The organism is Pseudomonas sp. TMW22090, assembly GCF_022496665.1.
Classification (GTDB): Bacteria; Pseudomonadota; Gammaproteobacteria; order Pseudomonadales; family Pseudomonadaceae; genus Aquipseudomonas; species Aquipseudomonas gregormendelii.
In genome coordinates, this window is the sequence record NZ_SCFH01000009.1 from 224,802 (window position 1) to 240,199 (window position 15,398).

Genomic DNA, 15,398 nt, shown 5'->3' on the forward strand with positions numbered 1-15,398 from the left:
GTGGGAAAAACACACATAAGACGTAAGGGTAACCCACCAGAGGACTATCCGACCAGCACGCGGCGATTTGACCCAGGTCATTAGATCACCTTGGAAAACCGCTCGCGGTTGTGTTGTCCCAGATAACGGTCGAACACCATGCACACCGAGCGCACCAGCAATCGCCCGGCGGGCAGTACGGTGATGCGATCGTTGTCGAGCTCGATCAGGCCGTCCTTGGCCATCGTCTGCAATTGCGGCCAAAGTTCGCCGAAGTAGCCACGAAAATCGATGTTGAATGCCTGCTCGATCTCGGCGAACTCCAGGCTGAAGCGACAAATCAGCTGTTGGATCACCGCACGGCGCACCCGATCATCGGCATTGCACAGCAGGCCGCGGCTGGTCGCCAGTTGAGAAGTGGCGAGAGCGTTCTGGTAGAGATTCAGGTCGCTGCTGTTCTGGCTGTACAGATCGCCGATCTGGCTAATGGCAGATACGCCCAGGCCAACCAGATCGCAGTGACCGTGGGTGGTGTAGCCCTGGAAATTGCGTTGCAGGGTTGATTCTTCCTGGGCGATTGCCAGCTCGTCGTCGGGCAGGGCGAAGTGGTCCATGCCGATGTAGCGGTACCCGGCGGCGGTCAGTTGTTCGATGGTGCGCTGCAGCATTTCCAGCTTCTGCGCCGGGGTCGGCAACTCGTTGCTGTTGATCCGCCGCTGGGGCATGAAGCGTTCGGGCAGGTGGGCGTAGTTGAACACCGACAGCCGATCCGGCTGCAGCGCGATGACTTCCTCGACGGTGCGGGCAAAATTGTCCGGCGTTTGTCTTGGCAAGCCGTAGATCAGGTCGATGTTGATCGAGCGAAACTGCAGGGTGCGCGCGGCGTCGATCACTGCGCGGGTTTCCTCCAGGCTCTGCAGGCGATTGACGGCTCGCTGCACGGCAGGGTCCAGGTCCTGCAGGCCGATGCTGACGCGGTTGAACCCCAGTTCGCGCAGCAGGCCCATGGTTGACCAGTCGGCTTCACGCGGGTCGATCTCGATGCCGTAGTCGCCGGAGTCGTCGTCGAGCAAATTGAAATGCTTGCGCAGTTGCGCCATCAGCTGGCGCAGCTCGTCATGGCTGAGAAACGTCGGGGTACCGCCGCCGAAGTGCAGTTGCTCGACCTTTTGTGTCGGGTCGAGGTGGCAGGCGATCAGCTGGATCTCCTGCTCCAGGCGCTGCAAATAGGCGTGTGCGCGGCCGCGGTCCTTGGTGATGACCTTGTTGCAGGCGCAGTAGTAGCAGATGTTCGCGCAGAACGGCACGTGCACATACAGCGACAACGGCCGCAGCGCCTTGCGGCTATCGCGCAGGGCATGGAACAGGTCGAAGCTGCCGATAGTGGCGTCGAATTGCGCGGCGGTCGGATAGGAGGTGTAGCGCGGTCCCGCCAGGTCATAGCGGCGGATCAGATCGGTGTCCCAACGAATGGCGTCGAGCATCATGCGGGCATTCCCCCGGATAGGCTGGCAGTGTTGGCGAGTCTAGGGGGTGGGGCAATGGGGCATCTTGATTTGCATCAAGAGGATTAAGATCAAAAGATCGCAGCCTGCGGCAGCTCCTACAATGGGATTTGCGTACACCCTGTAGGAGCTGCCGAAGGCTGCGATCTTTTGATCCTAATGCCCCATCAACCAATGCTGATGCGGCCCCGGCAAGGTCCACAGCCCGAACAATATCACCAGCAACCCCCCGGCCATGCGCACACTGCGCTTGCGCAATAACGCGGTAACGCGTTCGGCCGCCAGCCCAGTGGCCAGCAGCACCGGCCAGGTCCCCAGCCCAAACGCGAGCATCAGCCATGCACTGTCCAGCGCATTACCCTGGCTCGCCGCCCACAGCAACGTGCTGTAGACCAGGCCGCACGGCAACCAGCCCCAGAGGGCGCCCAGCAGCAAAGCCCGGGGCAGGCTGGAGACCGGCAGGAGTTTGCTGGCAACCGGCTGGATATGCCGCCACAGGCCGCGACCGAGGCTTTCAATGCGGGTCAGGCCGCTCCACCAACCGGCCAGGTACAGGCCCATGGCGATCAGCAGCAACCCGGCAAGCACCCGCATGAACATCGCCGCCGGGCTGTTGGCCACCGCCCAGCCCGCCAGGCCGATCAGCAGTCCAGCGGTCGCATAACTGAGGATTCGCCCCAGGTTGTACGCCAATAGCAGCCGAAAGCGCCGGCTGCGCTGCTCCTTGGGAATCGCCAGGGTCAGGGCGCCCATCAGGCCGCCGCACATGCCCAGGCAATGACCGCCACCGAGCAGGCCCAGGATCACGGCAGACACCAGCAGGGGTGCCAATTCAAGCATGGGGCGGGGCCTTGTCTTCAGGCTTGTCCACGTGACCGCTGGCCTCGTCGACTGCAGCCGTGTGCTTGGGGTCCTGGTCGTCGAACAGAATGCTGTGGGCCGGGCCGTCGAGGTCGTCGTACTGGCCGCTGTCGACGGCCCAGAAGAAAATGTAGATCGCAATGCCCACGATCAGCAGCGCGGCCGGGATCATCACGTATAAGGCTGGCATGGGTTCACTCCATGCCCGCGCGGCTCAGGCCGGCAGCGGGCGGGTTTGTGGCGTGGCGCTGATGGCCGGCGAGCTCGGCAGGCGAGTCAGGCGCAGGGCATTGAGCACCACGGTCAACGAACTGATGGACATGCCGACCGCCGCCCACACCGGGGTGATCCAGCCGAGGGCAGCGAAGGGCAACATGAGGCCATTGTACAACCCGGCCCACAATAGATTCTCGATGATCACCCGCCGGGTCCGCCGCGCCAGGCTGAACGCCTGCACCAGCGCGTCCAGGCGGTTGGAGAGCAGCACGGCGTCGGCGCTGGTTTTCGCCAGGTCAGTGGCCGAGCCCATGGCGACACTGATGTCGGCGGCGGCCAGCACCGGCACGTCGTTGACCCCGTCGCCGAGCATCAACACCTTTCGCCCTTCGCGGTGCAACTGTTGCAGCACCTGCAGCTTGTCATCCGGGCGCAGGCCGCCCCGGGCTTCATCGATGCCCAGCTCGGCGGCAACGCTGGCGACCATGGGCGAACTGTCGCCGGACAGCAGCAGCGTGCGCCAGCCCCGGGCTTTGCATGCCGCCAACAGTGCCGGCGCATCGGCGCGCAGGCGGTCGTCGAGGACAAACCAGGCCAGGGGGCCATGCGCGTCGCCAAGCAGTAACCACTGGCCAGGTTCATCGGGCATCGCCGGCACTGCTGCGCCACTCAGTTCGCAGACAAAACTTGGCTGGCCAATGCGCAGGCGCTGCTCGCCCACCAGGCCTTCGAGCCCCAGCCCCGGCGTGCTGTGCACTTCCTCGGCGGCCAGCGGCGCGCGACCAAACGCCCGCGCAATTGGATGTTCGGAACGGTTCTCCAGCGCCGCCGCCAGGCCCAGGCACTGGTCACTGTCGAGCGCACCGAGGGGGCGGATCGAACGCAGGGCCAGGCGCCCTTCGGTGAGGGTGCCGGTCTTGTCGAAAATCACCGTGTCGATCTGATTCAGGCCTTCCAGCACATGCCCGCGGGTCAGCAACAGGCCCAGCTTGTGCAAGGTGCCCGTGGCCGCAGTGAGCGCCGTCGGCGTCGCCAGGGATAAGGCGCACGGGCAGGTCGCCACGAGCATGGCCAGCACGATCCAGAAGGCCCGCGATGAGTCCAGCTCCCACCACACCAGGCCGATCACGGCGGCAGCGATCAACGACAACAGCAAAAACCACTGGGCGGCGCGGTCGGCGATTTCCGCCAGGCGCGGTTTTTCCGCCTGGGCACGGTCCAGCAGGCGGACGATGGCCGACAGGCGCGTGTCCTGGCCGAGTGCCAGGACTTCAACGGTCAGCGCGCCCTCGACGTTCAGTGTTCCCGCGGTCACCGCATCGCCCAGGGTGCGCGGTTGCGGCAGGTACTCGCCGGTGAGCAGGGACTCGTCGACGCTGGACTGTCCGTCGAGAATCCTGCCATCGGCCGGCAGGATAGCGCCGGGATGCACCAGCACCTGATCGCCCAGGCGCAATTCGCTGAGCAGGATGCGCTCGCTCTGGCCGTCCGCACCCAGGCGCAGGCACGAGGCAGGCAACAGGTTGACCAGTTGCGCGGTGGCGGCGGCGGTGCGCTCCCGGGCGCGGCGTTCCAGGTAGCGTCCGGCCAGCAGGAACAGGGCGAACATGCCCACCGCGTCGAAATACAGTTCGCCGACGCCAGTGATCGATGTCCAGATCCCGGCCAGGTAGGCGCTGCCGATGGCCAGCGAGACCGAGACGTCCATGGTCAGGTGGCGGGTGCGCAGGTCGCGCATGGCACCTTTGAAGAATGGCGCACAGCTGTAGAACACGATCGGCGTGGTCAGAAACAGCGCGACCCAGCGCAGGATGGTGTGCAGCTCGGGGCTCAGGTCGATGTTGAATTCGGGCCAGGTGGCCATGGTCGCCATCATCGCCTGGAACCACAGCAGGCCGGCGACGCCGAGTTGGCGCAGGGCCAGGCGGTTTTCGCTGGCCAGTTGTTCACTGGCGCGGTCGGCCTGATAGGGGTGAGCGGCGTAGCCGATGTGGCGCAGTTCGCCGAGGACCTGGCTCAGCGGCAACTGCGCATCGGCCCAGCGTACATGCAGGCGATGGTTCGACAGATTGAGCCGGGCTTCGGCGACGCCAGGCAGGGCGCGCAGGTGTTTTTCGATCAGCCAGCCACAGGCCGCGCAACTGATGCCTTCCATCAGCAGGGTGGTTTCGGCCAGCTCGCCTTCATGACGCACGAACGGCGCCTGCACGTCAGCGCGGTCGTACAGCGCCAGTTCGTCCACCAGCTGCACCGGCAGGGCTTCGGGGTTGGCCGATGCTTCGCTGCGATGCTGGTAATAACTTTCCAGCCCCCCGGCCACGATGGCTTCGGCCACGGCCTGGCAACCCGGGCAGCAGAACTCGCGGGTTTGCCCCAGCACAATGGCGGTGAAGCGGCTGCCGCCCGGGACGGGGAGGGCGCAGTGGTAGCAGGGGGTTGGTGTGGTCATGGGGGAGTCTAAATCGTCTGGGCTGAGCAGATGCCGGTGAGTTGAAACTGTTGAGCCTGTTGCACTTGTTAAACCTGTTGAATTTGTCGAACCCTGTAGGAGCTGCCGAGGGAAACGAGGCTGCGATCTTTTGATCTTGCTCGAAAAAACAACATCAAAAGATCGCAGCCTCGTTTCACTCGACAGCTCCTACGACAGCTCCTACGACAGCTCCGACGGCAGCGCCACAGGCAGCATGCGCAGGCTTATTTCTTCAAGTCTTCCGCACCCTGCAGCGGCTCGTCGCCCAGCAGCAGGTCCTTGTCATGGCTGACCTGTTCTTCTTCGAACATGCGCCAGGTCTTGTCGTTTTCCACGCCCAGCAGCTCGACAAACCGACGCCCTTCAACCTTGTCGTTCACCTGGCCAATGTAGCGGCCGGCCTCGGTGTCGCTGTGGGTCAGGGTGATCTTGCGATCCTTTTCCGGCTGGGTCGGCGAGATCAGGTTCAGTTCCAGGGTTTTTGGCTGGCTGTCGCCGGTCAGGTGCAGGTCGACTTCGCCCGTCATCCCGTCCAGGTGCACGCTGGCGCGCAGTTTCAGGGTCTGTGCCAGCAGTTCGCGATCAAGCGAACGGTTGATGCCCTTGCCGGCCTCGTAATAGTTGTCGTTGACCAGGTTGTCCGGGTTGTTCACCGCAATGGTCACCATCGACAGGGTCAGGGTCACCGAGCAGGCCAGGATGGCGATGATGATCCACGGCCAGAGGTGCTTGTACCAGGGGCTCGTCGTATTTGCTGCAGGCATGTTCACTTCTCTCAACGAATTTGTGGGCCGATGAATCGGCTCTTGGCTTCAACGTGGACGCTGTCGTCATCGGCATCCTTGAGGATGAATTTCACCTCGTTGGTGCTCGATGGCAATTGCTCCGGCGCGCTGGACAATTCCACCGGCTGGCTGAAAATTTCCCCGGCAGCGACCTTGATCTCACGCTTGCCTTGCAGCCGCAGGTCCGGCAGGCCGGTCGCTTCAAGCAGGTAGGTGTGGTCACGCTGGTCTTTGTTCATGATCTTCAGGCTGTACACGTTTTCGATCCGCCCTTCGGCGTTCTCGCGGTACAGCACACGGTCCTTGCTGACGTCGAAACCCACCAGCGAACGCATGAAGAAGGCCGCCATCAGCAAGCCGATCATCGCCAGCAACACCACGGCATAGCCAATCAGGCGCGGGCGCAGCTTATTGGTTTTCTGGCCGGACAGGTTGTGCTCGGTGGTGTAGCTGATCAGGCCGCGCGGGTACTCCATCTTGTCCATGATGCTGTCGCAGGCATCGATGCACGCTGCGCAGCCAATGCATTCGATCTGCAGGCCGTCGCGAATGTCGATGCCGGTGGGGCACACCTGGACGCACATGGTGCAGTCGATGCAGTCGCCCAGGCCCAGGGCCTTGTAGTCGACGCCTTTCTTGCGCGGGCCCCGGCTTTCACCCCGGCGCGGGTCGTAGGAGACGATCAGCGTATCCTTGTCGAACATCACACTCTGGAAACGCGCATACGGGCACATGTAGATGCACACCTGCTCGCGCAACCAGCCGGCGTTGCCGTAGGTGGCCAGGGTGAAGAACCCGACCCAGAAATACGACCAGCCATCCGCCTGGCCGGTGAAGAAGTCGATGGTCAGCTCGCGGATCGGCGAGAAATACCCGACAAAGGTCATGCCGGTGACAAAGCCGATCAACAGCCACAGCGAGTGCTTGCTGAGCTTGCGCAGCAGCTTGTTGGCGTTCATCGGCGCCTTGTCGAGCTTGATGCGCTGGTTGCGGTCGCCTTCGGTGACCTTCTCGCACCACATGAAAATCCAGGTCCAGACGCTTTGCGGGCAGGTATAGCCGCACCAGACTCGCCCGGCGTACACGGTGATGAAGAACAGGCCGAAGGCGCTGACGATCAGGATCCCGGACAGCAGGATGAAATCCTGCGGCCAGAACGTGGCGCCGAAGATGAAGAATTTACGCTCCGGCAGGTTCCACCAGACCGCCTGGTGCCCGCCCCAGTTGAGCCATACCGTACCGAAATACAGCAGGAACAGCAGCGCGCCGCCCATCATCCGCAGGTTGCGGAACAGGCCGGTGAAAGCACGGGTGTAGATCTTTTCTCGAGAGGCGTAGAGGTCGACGCTGTTATTCGCGTTCTTGGTGGGTGGCGTGACGTCGTGTACCGGTATCTGGTTGCTCATCATTGCATCCCACGGCAGTGGAAAAATGCCCCGGTCAGTACATGCCGACCGCGGTCAAAAAGAGGTATTGCAGTGGCGCAATGATACGCCTGTAGCTCTAGTCCGAGGGTGCGACCTTTGGTCACGTTGGGAGAATTTATCCGATGGTGTAATGACTTGAATCAATTGACTTGTGAGTCATGGCCGGTTTTCGCAGCGCCAGGGCCCTCCCATGACCGTAAATTCAATCCCCGTAGGAGCTGCCGAAGGCTCGGGCCGCGATCGGACGATCTTTTGATCTTGCCGCTCCGACAGGTGAAGCGTTAAGCGAGCATAGGCCATAAACAAAACGGCCCCGCCCATTCACATGGGCAGGGCCGTTTTTATTGCATCAAAGGTTACTGGGCATCTTCCGCCGGAGCTTTCTCACCGTGAGACAAGCTGTAGACGTAAGCGGCCAGCAGGTGAACCTTGTCGTTGCCTTGCAGCTGTTCCTGAGCAGGCATCTGGCCCTGGCGGCCGTAACGGATGGTCTGCTGCAGTTGCGCGAAGCTCGAACCGTAGATGAACGCGCCCGGGTGGGTCAGGTCAGGTGCACCCATTGCCGGGGTACCTTTACCGGCCGGACCGTGGCACGCCACGCAGTTGGCCGCGAACAGCTTCTGCCCGGCAGCAGGGTCAGCCTTGGCGCCTTCCGGCAGCTTGCGGCCATCGAGGTTGGTCAGCACGTAGGCAGCCACGTCCGCCACGCCTTGCTCGCCAATCACTTCAGCCCACGCCGGCATCACTGCGTGACGACCGCCCATGATGGTGGTCTTGATGGTTTCGGGCTCGCCGCCCCAGCGCCAGTCGGCGTCGGTCAGGTTCGGGAAGCCGTAGGCACCCTTGGCGTCGGAACCGTGGCACACCGAGCAGTTGGAGGCGAACAGGCGGCCACCCATTTTCAGTGCTTGCGGATCCTTGGCCACTTCTTCGATAGGCATGGAAGCGAACTTGGCGAAGATCGGGCCGAAACGCGCGTCCGACTTGGCCATTTCCTTTTCCCACTCGTGCACGCCGGTCCAGCCGGTCTGGCCGTTGGCGAACGCGGTCTGCTTTTCGTTATCCAGGTAGTTGTAACCTGGCAGCAGGCCTTTCCAGTTGCCCAGGCCCGGGTAGAGCACCAGGTAGCCGAGGGCGAAGATGATGGTGCCCACGAACAGCATGAACCACCATTTCGGCAGCGGGTTGTCGTACTCCTCGATCCCGTCGAAGGAGTGCCCAACCGTTTCTTCCGTCTGCTCGGCGCGCTGGCCCTTGCGGGTGGACAGCAGCAGCCAGGTCAGGGCGAAGATGGTGCCCAGACTGAGGACTGTGACGTACAGACTCCAGAACGTAGTCATTCTTTGTTACTCCTAGAAGCTTGCTCGACGTGCTTGATGGCTTCGGGATCATCCGCGAAAGGCAGCAAGGTAGCGTCTTCAAACTCCGACTTGCGCTTGGGGCTGAACACCCACAGCGCCAGACCGATGAAGGCCACCATCACGACAACGGTGCCCAGGCCACGAATCATCCCGATATCCATCTAAATCACCGTTTGCTTTTGATGATGGTGCCCAGGCCTTGCAGATAGGCCACCAGCGCGTCCATTTCGGTTTTGCCCTTCACAGCATCCTTGGCACCGGCGATGTCTTCGTCGGTGTAAGGAACGCCGAGCGTGCGCAAGACTTCCATTTTCTTGGCGGTGTCTTTGCCGTCGAGCTTGTTTTCCACGAGGAACGGGTAGGCCGGCATTTTCGACTCGGGCACTACGTTGCGCGGGTTGTACAAATGCGCACGCTGCCAGTCATCGGAGTAACGACCGCCAACACGGGCCAGGTCCGGGCCGGTACGCTTGGAACCCCACAGGAACGGGTGGTCCCAGACGCTTTCACCGGCGACCGAGTAGTGGCCGTAGCGTTCGGTTTCAGCACGGAACGGGCGGATCATCTGCGAGTGGCAGCCGACACAACCGTTGGCGATGTACACGTCGCGGCCTTCCAGTTCAAGGGCGGTACGCGGCTTCATGCCTTCTACCGGCTTGTTGGTGACGTCCTGGAAAAACAGCGGAACGATCTGGGTCAAGCCGCCGATACTGACGGCGATAACCATGAAGAAGGCCAGCAGGCCAATATTCTTCTCGACTGCTTCATGCTTCATCAGTGAGCTCCAACTACAGCAATCTGTTCGGCAGCTTCCGCTTCAGCCGGGTTCGAGGCACGTACGGTACGCCATACGTTGTAGGCCATTAACAGCATGCCGCTGGCGAAGAACGCACCGCCCAGGGCGCGAACGATGAAGCCCGGGTGGCTGGCTTGCAGCGCTTCGACGAACGAATAGGTGAGGGTGCCGTCGTCGTTGATGGCACGCCACATCAGGCCCTGGGTGATGCCGTTGACCCACATCGAAGCGATGTAGAGCACGGTACCGATGGTCGCGAGCCAGAAGTGCGCGTTGATCAGGCCGATGCTGTGCATCTGCACACGACCGAACAGTTTCGGGATCATGTGGTAGATCGCGCCGATCGAAATCATCGCCACCCAGCCCAACGCACCGGCGTGTACGTGGCCAATGGTCCAGTCGGTGTAGTGCGACAGCGAGTTCACGGTCTTGATCGCCATCATCGGGCCTTCGAAGGTCGACATGCCGTAGAACGCCAGGGAGACCACCAGGAACCGCAGGATCGGGTCGGTGCGCAGCTTATGCCAGGCGCCCGACAGGGTCATCATGCCGTTGATCATGCCGCCCCAGCTCGGAGCCAGCAGGATGATCGACATCGCCATGCCCAGGGACTGGGCCCAGTCCGGCAGTGCGGTGTAGTGCAGGTGGTGCGGGCCGGCCCAGATGTACAGGGTGATCAGCGCCCAGAAGTGCACGATGGACAGGCGATAGGAGTAGATCGGACGCTCGGCCTGCTTCGGAACGAAGTAGTACATCATCCCCAGGAAGCCGGTGGTCAGGAAGAAGCCCACCGCGTTGTGACCGTACCACCACTGGATCATCGCATCCGTCGCACCGGCGTAGGCCGAGTAGGACTTGAAGAAGCTGACCGGCAGGGAAGCGTGGTTGACGATGTGCAGCATCGCCGTCACGACGATGAAGGCACCGTAGAACCAGTTGCCCACATAGATGTGCTTGGTCTTGCGCTTGGTGATGGTGCCGAAGAACACCAGACCGTAGGTGACCCAGACGATGGCCAGCAGAATAGCCAAAGGCCATTCCAGCTCAGCGTATTCCTTGGTGGTGGTGTAACCCAGCGGCAAGGTAACGATGGCGCCGACGATCACCGCTTGCCAACCCCAGAAGGTGAAGGCGGCGAGGCTGTCGGAAATCAGTCGCGTTTGGCAGGTTCGCTGCACGACGTAATAAGAAGTGGCAAACAGTGCACAACCACCGAAGGCGAAAATCACCAGGTTGGTGTGCAACGGGCGAAGGCGTCCAAAGCTCGTCCATGGCAGACCGAAGTTTAATTCCGGCCATACCAGTTGCGAGGCGATGAAGACACCAAGCCCCATGCCAAGGATCCCCCAGACCACCGTCATGATGGCGAACTGGCGGACTACCTTATAGTTATAAGCAGTCGGACTGATTGCTGTGCTCATTCTAAGGTTCCACGGTTTGGGTGTTTTATTAGGAGTAAAAATCGGCCGCAAGTATGTAGAAAGCGGGGGGTCATTGCAACGCGCCATGACCTGGGTCAATGCTTTCAAAAGCTGATTCTGCGGCCTTTCCATGCGCCGCGTAAGGACAAAATTGCCCATGGACAAAATGTCGCAGCAGACGAAAGAGGCGAGGGGGTCAGGTCAGATGTAACGGGGTGTGTTCAAACACAACGATCAGGGGACAGCAGGCGATTTGCGCGACAGCCGGTATCTACCAGCCTTTGCGGCCTGTCATCGAGCGAATTCGTCGAACGCATCGCGTCGGGTCGACCTGGAACCGGCTCATGCCAGTCCGCATCTGGGCAAGCTTAGACCCGAATCCGGGGAACCGAAAGGCGTACTAAGGAAGGGTGCGACACTTGGTCGCAAAGGGGCAGGGAACTGCCGCATGCAGGCGAATGCGGCAGTAGAGCGGTCGAGAGTTATTCGCGTTTGCCTTCAGCCTGCAAACGATCGGTATTCAAACCGTGGGACAAGCTGTACACATAAGCCGCCAACAGTTGCACCTTATCGTTGCCCAGCAGCTCATTCTGCGCCGGCATGTGGCCCTGGCGACCATGACGAATCGTTTGCTCGAGCTGCGTCAGGCTGGTGCCATAGATAAAGCCGGCCGGGTGCGTCAGGTTCGGCGCGCCCATGGCCTCGGTGCCCTGGCCACTCGCGCCGTGACAGGCCGTGCAGGTGGTGCTGAACGCTTGCTGGCCGGCTTGCAGGTCGGCCTTGGTATCCGCTGGCAATGGCAGCCCTGCCAAGTCGTGACGCACGTAGGCGGCCACGTTCTTCACGCCGGCTTCACCGAGGATTTCGCCCCAGGCCGGCATCGCCGCCATGCGACCGCCCATGATGGTGGTCTTGATCATCTCGGCATCGCCGCCCCAGCGCCAGTTGCTGTCGGCGAGGTTGGGGAAGCCGAACGCGCCCTTGGCATCCGAGCCGTGGCACACCGAGCAGTTGGAGGCGAACAGGCGGCCACCCATCTTCAGTGCTTGCGGGTCCTGGGCCACTTCTTCCACGGGCATCGACGCGAATTTGGCGTAGATCGGCCCAAACTTCGCGTCAGCCTTGTTCATCTCCTTTTCCCACTCGTGCACGCCGGTCCAGCCATCTTCATAGCCGGGCAGGATGCCTTTCCAGTTGCCCAGGCCCGGGTACAACACCAGGTAACCGACGGCAAACACCAACGTGCCGGCGAACAGCATGAACCACCACTGCGGCAACGGGTTGTCGTACTCCTCGATGCCGTCGAAGCTGTGGCCCATGGTCTGGTCGACGCTGCCCTTGGTCTCGCCCTTGCGCGTGCCGATCAGCAGCCAGGTCAGGCCGATCAGGCTGCCGATGGTCAGTACGCAGATCCACGTACTCCAGAAAGTGGTCATGACCGGGTACTCCTTGTTGTTGCAGGTTCTGGTGGGCTGTCAGGTTGCGGCTCGTCGGCGAACGGCAGCAGGCGCGCTTCGGCGAATTCCGGATTGCGCTTGGTGTTGAACACCCACAGCGTCAGGCCGACGAAGGCCACGAACACCACGACCGTGCCCAGGCCGCGGATCATTCCAGTGCTCATCTCAAACATCACTCACCTCTTGCTCTTGATGGCAGTGCCGAGCACTTGCAGGTAAGAAACCAGGGCGTCCATCTCGGTCTTGCCCTTCAGGCTGGCCACCGCGCCGCTGACGTCGTCATCGGTGTACGGCACGCCAAGGGTGCGCATGGTGCGGATCTTGGTTTCGGTATGGCTGCTGTCGACCGCCTGCGTGACCAGCCATGGGTAGGCCGGCATCTTCGACTCGGGCACCACGTTGCGCGGGTTGTACAAGTGCGCGCGATGCCAGTCATCCGAGTAGCGGGCGCCGACCCGGGCCAGGTCCGGCCCGGTACGCTTGGAGCCCCACAGGAACGGGTGATCCCACACACTCTCGCCGGCCACCGAGTAGTGCCCGTAGCGTTCGGTTTCGGCGCGGAACGGCCGGATCATCTGCGAATGGCAACCCACGCAACCTTCCCGAATATAGATGTCGCGTCCTTCCAGCTGCAGCGCGGTGTAGGGCTTCATGCCTTCCACCGGCTTATTGGTCACGTCCTGGAAGAACAGCGGCACGATCTGGGTCAGGCCGCCGATACTCACGGCCAGCACCATCAACAGCATGAGCAGGCCGACGTTTTTCTCGATTGTTTCGTGTTTCATCGCGGACTCCTCAGGCGATCTGCGCGGCAGTGGCGACGTCGGTAGGCTGCGAGGCCCGTACGGTGCGCCAGGTGTTGTAAGCCATCAGGAACATGCCGCTCAGGAAGATCGCGCCGCCTACCAGGCGCACGACGAAGCCCGGGTGGCTGGCCACCAGGGTTTCGACGAAGGAGTAGGTCAGCGTGCCGTCTTCGTTGATCGCACGCCACATCAGGCCCTGGGCAATGCCGTTGACCCACATCGAGGCGATGTACAGCACGGTGCCGATGGTCGCGAGCCAGAAGTGCGCGTTGATCAGGCCGATGCTGTGCATCTGCGCCCGACCGAAGATTTTCGGGATCATGTGATACAGCGCGCCGATGGAAATCATCGCCACCCAGCCGAGTGCGCCGGCGTGCACGTGGCCAATGGTCCAGTCGGTGTAGTGGGAGAGGGCGTTGACGGTCTTGATCGCCATCATCGGGCCTTCAAAGGTCGACATGCCGTAGAACGCCAGCGAGACCACCAGGAAGCGCAGGATCGGATCGCTGCGCAACTTATGCCAGGCGCCCGACAGGGTCATCATGCCGTTGATCATCCCGCCCCAGCTTGGAGCCAGCAGAATCAGCGACATCACCATGCCCAGCGACTGCGCCCAGTCCGGCAGCGCGGTGTAGTGCAAGTGGTGGGGACCTGCCCAGATGTACAGGGTGATCAGCGCCCAGAAGTGCACGATCGACAGGCGATAGGAATACACCGGCCGCTCGGCCTGCTTGGGCACGAAGTAATACATCATGCCGAGGAAGCCGGCCGTGAGGAAAAAGCCCACGGCGTTGTGGCCGTACCACCACTGCACCATCGCATCGGTCGCACCGGCATACACCGAATAGGACTTGGTGAAACTCACCGGCAGCTCAAGATTGTTGACGATGTGCAGAATCGCCACGGTGATGATGAACGCACCGAAGAACCAGTTGCCGACGTAGATGTGCTTGGTCTTGCGCTGCATGATCGTGCCGAAGAACACCACCGCGTAGGCGACCCAGACGATGGTGATCAGAATGTCGATCGGCCATTCCAGCTCGGCGTATTCCTTGGAACTGGTGTAACCCAGCGGCAGGCTGATCGCCGCCAGCAGGATCACCACTTGCCAGCCCCAGAAGCAGAACGCGGCAATTTTTGGCGCAAACAATTGCGTCTGGCAGGTGCGTTGCACCGAATAAAACGAACTGGCGAACAGGGCGCAACCGCCGAAGGCGAAGATCACCGCGTTGGTGTGCAGCGGGCGCAGGCGCCCGAAGCTGGTCCACGGCAAATCGAAGTTAAGCGCGGGCCACACCAATTGAGCCGCGAGAAAAACCCCGAGCCCCATGCCGACGATGCCCCACACCACCGTCATAATGGCGAATTGGCGGACCACCTTGTAGTTGTAGGCGGTACTGATAGAAGTGTTCATGGTTCCCCATCCACGGTTCAGCCGAAGTGAGCACGCGTGCGACAAGGCAGCGCGTCCTTCGCCTGGAGTTATAGGCAGACTAAAAGCGAGGCAAGCATGGACAAAGAGCACAAGGCCAGTATTGACGGGGATCAATGGGCGCAGTGTGTGCAGGAAAAAGGCTGGTTATGGAACGCCGCCCCAGCGGCGGCTTCGCCCACCCTGATCCTCGCCCATGGCGCCGGCGCGCCGATGGACAGCGCCTGGATGAACGACATGGCGGCGCGCCTTGCTGCGCTTGGGGTCAACGTGCTGCGCTTCGAGTTTCCCTACATGGCGCAACGGCGTATCGACGGCGGCAAACGCCCACCGAATCCGGCGCCGAAACTGCTGGAGTGCTGGCGCGAGGTGTATGCCCTGGTGCGACCCCATGTCGCCGGTAACCTGGCCATTGGCGGCAAGTCCATGGGCGGGCGGATGGCCAGTTTGCTGGCGGATGAACTGGGCGCGGATGCGCTGGTGTGCCTGGGGTATCCGTTCTACGCAGTGGGCAAGCCGGAGAAACCGCGGGTGGAACACCTGGCGGGTTTGAAGACCCGTACGCTGATTGTGCAGGGCGAGCGGGATGCGCTGGGCAACCGGGAGACCGTTGAGGGGTACAAATTGTCATCGAGCATCGAGGTGTTCTGGTTGGTGGCGGGGGATCATGACCTCAAGCCGCTGAAGGCCTCGGGGCATACCCACGAACAGCATCTGGCCGCTGCTGCGCAGAAGGTTGCCGATTTCCTTCTGTGACACCTGCGGTGGCTGTATGGGCCTCATCGCGGGCAAGCCCGCTCCCACAGGTTTTGTGCAGCACCCCAATCCACTGTGGGAGCGGGCTTGCCCGCGATGAGGCCCCAACAGGCACCATCACCTCCA

The 15,398-nt window shown here is 61.9% G+C and carries 15 protein-coding genes; 1 reads left to right on the plus strand and 14 read right to left on the minus strand.

What is annotated here, in order from left to right:
• Positions 1–80: 80 nt before the first annotated feature.
• The 14 genes from hemN to ccoN (EQV97_RS23830) all read right to left on the minus strand — a co-directional run bounded on the left by hemN (position 81) and on the right by ccoN (EQV97_RS23830) (position 14,498).
• Entirely contained in the window at positions 81–1,463 is a 1,383-nt protein-coding gene (gene hemN / locus EQV97_RS23765) for an oxygen-independent coproporphyrinogen III oxidase (RefSeq protein ID WP_194690775.1), read from the minus strand.
• Positions 1,464–1,640: 177 nt separating this feature from the next.
• Entirely contained in the window at positions 1,641–2,324 is a 684-nt protein-coding gene (locus EQV97_RS23770) for a sulfite exporter TauE/SafE family protein (protein ID WP_122838114.1), read from the minus strand.
• On the minus strand, positions 2,317–2,535 hold the full coding sequence (gene ccoS, locus EQV97_RS23775; RefSeq protein ID WP_045060277.1) for a cbb3-type cytochrome oxidase assembly protein CcoS: 219 nt from the start codon (positions 2,533–2,535) through the stop codon (positions 2,317–2,319). The genes EQV97_RS23770 and ccoS overlap by 8 nt, the downstream gene beginning before the upstream one ends.
• 24 nt (positions 2,536–2,559) lie before the next feature.
• On the minus strand, positions 2,560–5,010 hold the full coding sequence (locus EQV97_RS23780) for a heavy metal translocating P-type ATPase (protein ID WP_240890177.1): 2,451 nt from the start codon (positions 5,008–5,010) through the stop codon (positions 2,560–2,562).
• 245 nt (positions 5,011–5,255) lie between these two features.
• Positions 5,256–5,795: a FixH family protein gene (locus EQV97_RS23785; protein WP_045060275.1), complete on the minus strand. Its 540-nt coding sequence runs from the start codon at positions 5,793–5,795 to the stop codon at positions 5,256–5,258.
• Positions 5,796–5,806: 11 nt separating this feature from the next.
• Positions 5,807–7,222, minus strand: a complete 1,416-nt coding sequence (gene ccoG / locus EQV97_RS23790) for a cytochrome c oxidase accessory protein CcoG (RefSeq protein WP_240890178.1) — start codon at positions 7,220–7,222, stop codon at positions 5,807–5,809.
• 377 nt (positions 7,223–7,599) lie between these two features.
• Positions 7,600–8,583 (minus strand): cytochrome-c oxidase, cbb3-type subunit III, encoded by a 984-nt coding sequence (gene ccoP / locus EQV97_RS23795; protein WP_122838117.1) that lies wholly within the window; start codon positions 8,581–8,583, stop codon positions 7,600–7,602.
• Positions 8,580–8,765 carry a CcoQ/FixQ family Cbb3-type cytochrome c oxidase assembly chaperone gene (locus EQV97_RS23800; RefSeq protein ID WP_003175465.1) on the minus strand — a complete coding sequence of 62 codons (186 nt, stop codon included), beginning with the start codon at positions 8,763–8,765 and terminating at the stop codon, positions 8,580–8,582. Before EQV97_RS23800 ends, ccoP (EQV97_RS23795) begins: the two co-directional genes overlap by 4 nt.
• A gap of 5 nt (positions 8,766–8,770) precedes the next feature.
• Complete coding sequence (ccoO, locus tag EQV97_RS23805; RefSeq protein WP_009042961.1) at positions 8,771–9,379, minus strand: cytochrome-c oxidase, cbb3-type subunit II; 609 nt, start codon at positions 9,377–9,379, stop codon at positions 8,771–8,773.
• A complete protein-coding gene (ccoN, locus tag EQV97_RS23810; RefSeq protein WP_122838118.1) occupies positions 9,379–10,821 on the minus strand; it encodes a cytochrome-c oxidase, cbb3-type subunit I in 1,443 nt (480 codons plus the stop codon). The genes ccoO (EQV97_RS23805) and ccoN (EQV97_RS23810) overlap by 1 nt, the downstream gene beginning before the upstream one ends.
• Positions 10,822–11,303: 482 nt before the next feature.
• Complete coding sequence (gene ccoP / locus EQV97_RS23815) at positions 11,304–12,257, minus strand: cytochrome-c oxidase, cbb3-type subunit III (RefSeq protein ID WP_225569178.1); 954 nt, start codon at positions 12,255–12,257, stop codon at positions 11,304–11,306.
• Positions 12,254–12,454, minus strand: a complete 201-nt coding sequence (locus EQV97_RS23820) for a cbb3-type cytochrome c oxidase subunit 3 (protein WP_045057424.1) — start codon at positions 12,452–12,454, stop codon at positions 12,254–12,256. The genes ccoP (EQV97_RS23815) and EQV97_RS23820 overlap by 4 nt, the downstream gene beginning before the upstream one ends.
• Positions 12,455–13,063: a cytochrome-c oxidase, cbb3-type subunit II gene (ccoO, locus tag EQV97_RS23825; RefSeq protein ID WP_045057425.1), complete on the minus strand. Its 609-nt coding sequence runs from the start codon at positions 13,061–13,063 to the stop codon at positions 12,455–12,457.
• A gap of 10 nt (positions 13,064–13,073) precedes the next feature.
• Positions 13,074–14,498, minus strand: coding sequence for a cytochrome-c oxidase, cbb3-type subunit I (gene ccoN / locus EQV97_RS23830; RefSeq protein ID WP_240890179.1), 1,425 nt, complete (start codon positions 14,496–14,498; stop codon positions 13,074–13,076).
• A gap of 96 nt (positions 14,499–14,594) precedes the next feature.
• Between ccoN (EQV97_RS23830) and EQV97_RS23835 the strand changes: the two genes are divergently transcribed.
• Positions 14,595–15,272: an alpha/beta family hydrolase gene (locus tag EQV97_RS23835; RefSeq protein ID WP_240890180.1), complete on the plus strand. Its 678-nt coding sequence runs from the start codon at positions 14,595–14,597 to the stop codon at positions 15,270–15,272.
• Positions 15,273–15,398: the final 126 nt, after the last annotated feature.

What these genes read in the sequence shown, in the direction of transcription:
- EQV97_RS23770 (WP_122838114.1), bottom strand. Translation starts at nt 2,324, where the DNA reads ATGCTTGAATTGGCACCCCTGCTGGTGTCTGCCGTGATCCTGGGCCTG.
- EQV97_RS23785 (WP_045060275.1), bottom strand. Translation starts at nt 5,795, where the DNA reads ATGCCTGCAGCAAATACGACGAGCCCCTGGTACAAGCACCTCTGGCCG.
- ccoS (WP_045060277.1), bottom strand. Translation starts at nt 2,535, where the DNA reads ATGCCAGCCTTATACGTGATGATCCCGGCCGCGCTGCTGATCGTGGGC.
- EQV97_RS23835 (WP_240890180.1), top strand. Translation starts at nt 14,595, where the DNA reads ATGGACAAAGAGCACAAGGCCAGTATTGACGGGGATCAATGGGCGCAG.
- ccoN (WP_122838118.1), bottom strand. Translation starts at nt 10,821, where the DNA reads ATGAGCACAGCAATCAGTCCGACTGCTTATAACTATAAGGTAGTCCGC.
- EQV97_RS23800 (WP_003175465.1), bottom strand. Translation starts at nt 8,765, where the DNA reads ATGGATATCGGGATGATTCGTGGCCTGGGCACCGTTGTCGTGATGGTG.
- ccoP (WP_225569178.1), bottom strand. Translation starts at nt 12,257, where the DNA reads ATGACCACTTTCTGGAGTACGTGGATCTGCGTACTGACCATCGGCAGC.
- ccoG (WP_240890178.1), bottom strand. Translation starts at nt 7,222, where the DNA reads ATGAGCAACCAGATACCGGTACACGACGTCACGCCACCCACCAAGAAC.
- EQV97_RS23780 (WP_240890177.1), bottom strand. Translation starts at nt 5,010, where the DNA reads ATGACCACACCAACCCCCTGCTACCACTGCGCCCTCCCCGTCCCGGGC.
- ccoO (WP_045057425.1), bottom strand. Translation starts at nt 13,063, where the DNA reads ATGAAACACGAAACAATCGAGAAAAACGTCGGCCTGCTCATGCTGTTG.
- hemN (WP_194690775.1), bottom strand. Translation starts at nt 1,463, where the DNA reads ATGCTCGACGCCATTCGTTGGGACACCGATCTGATCCGCCGCTATGAC.
- ccoO (WP_009042961.1), bottom strand. Translation starts at nt 9,379, where the DNA reads ATGAAGCATGAAGCAGTCGAGAAGAATATTGGCCTGCTGGCCTTCTTC.
- ccoN (WP_240890179.1), bottom strand. Translation starts at nt 14,498, where the DNA reads ATGAACACTTCTATCAGTACCGCCTACAACTACAAGGTGGTCCGCCAA.
- ccoP (WP_122838117.1), bottom strand. Translation starts at nt 8,583, where the DNA reads ATGACTACGTTCTGGAGTCTGTACGTCACAGTCCTCAGTCTGGGCACC.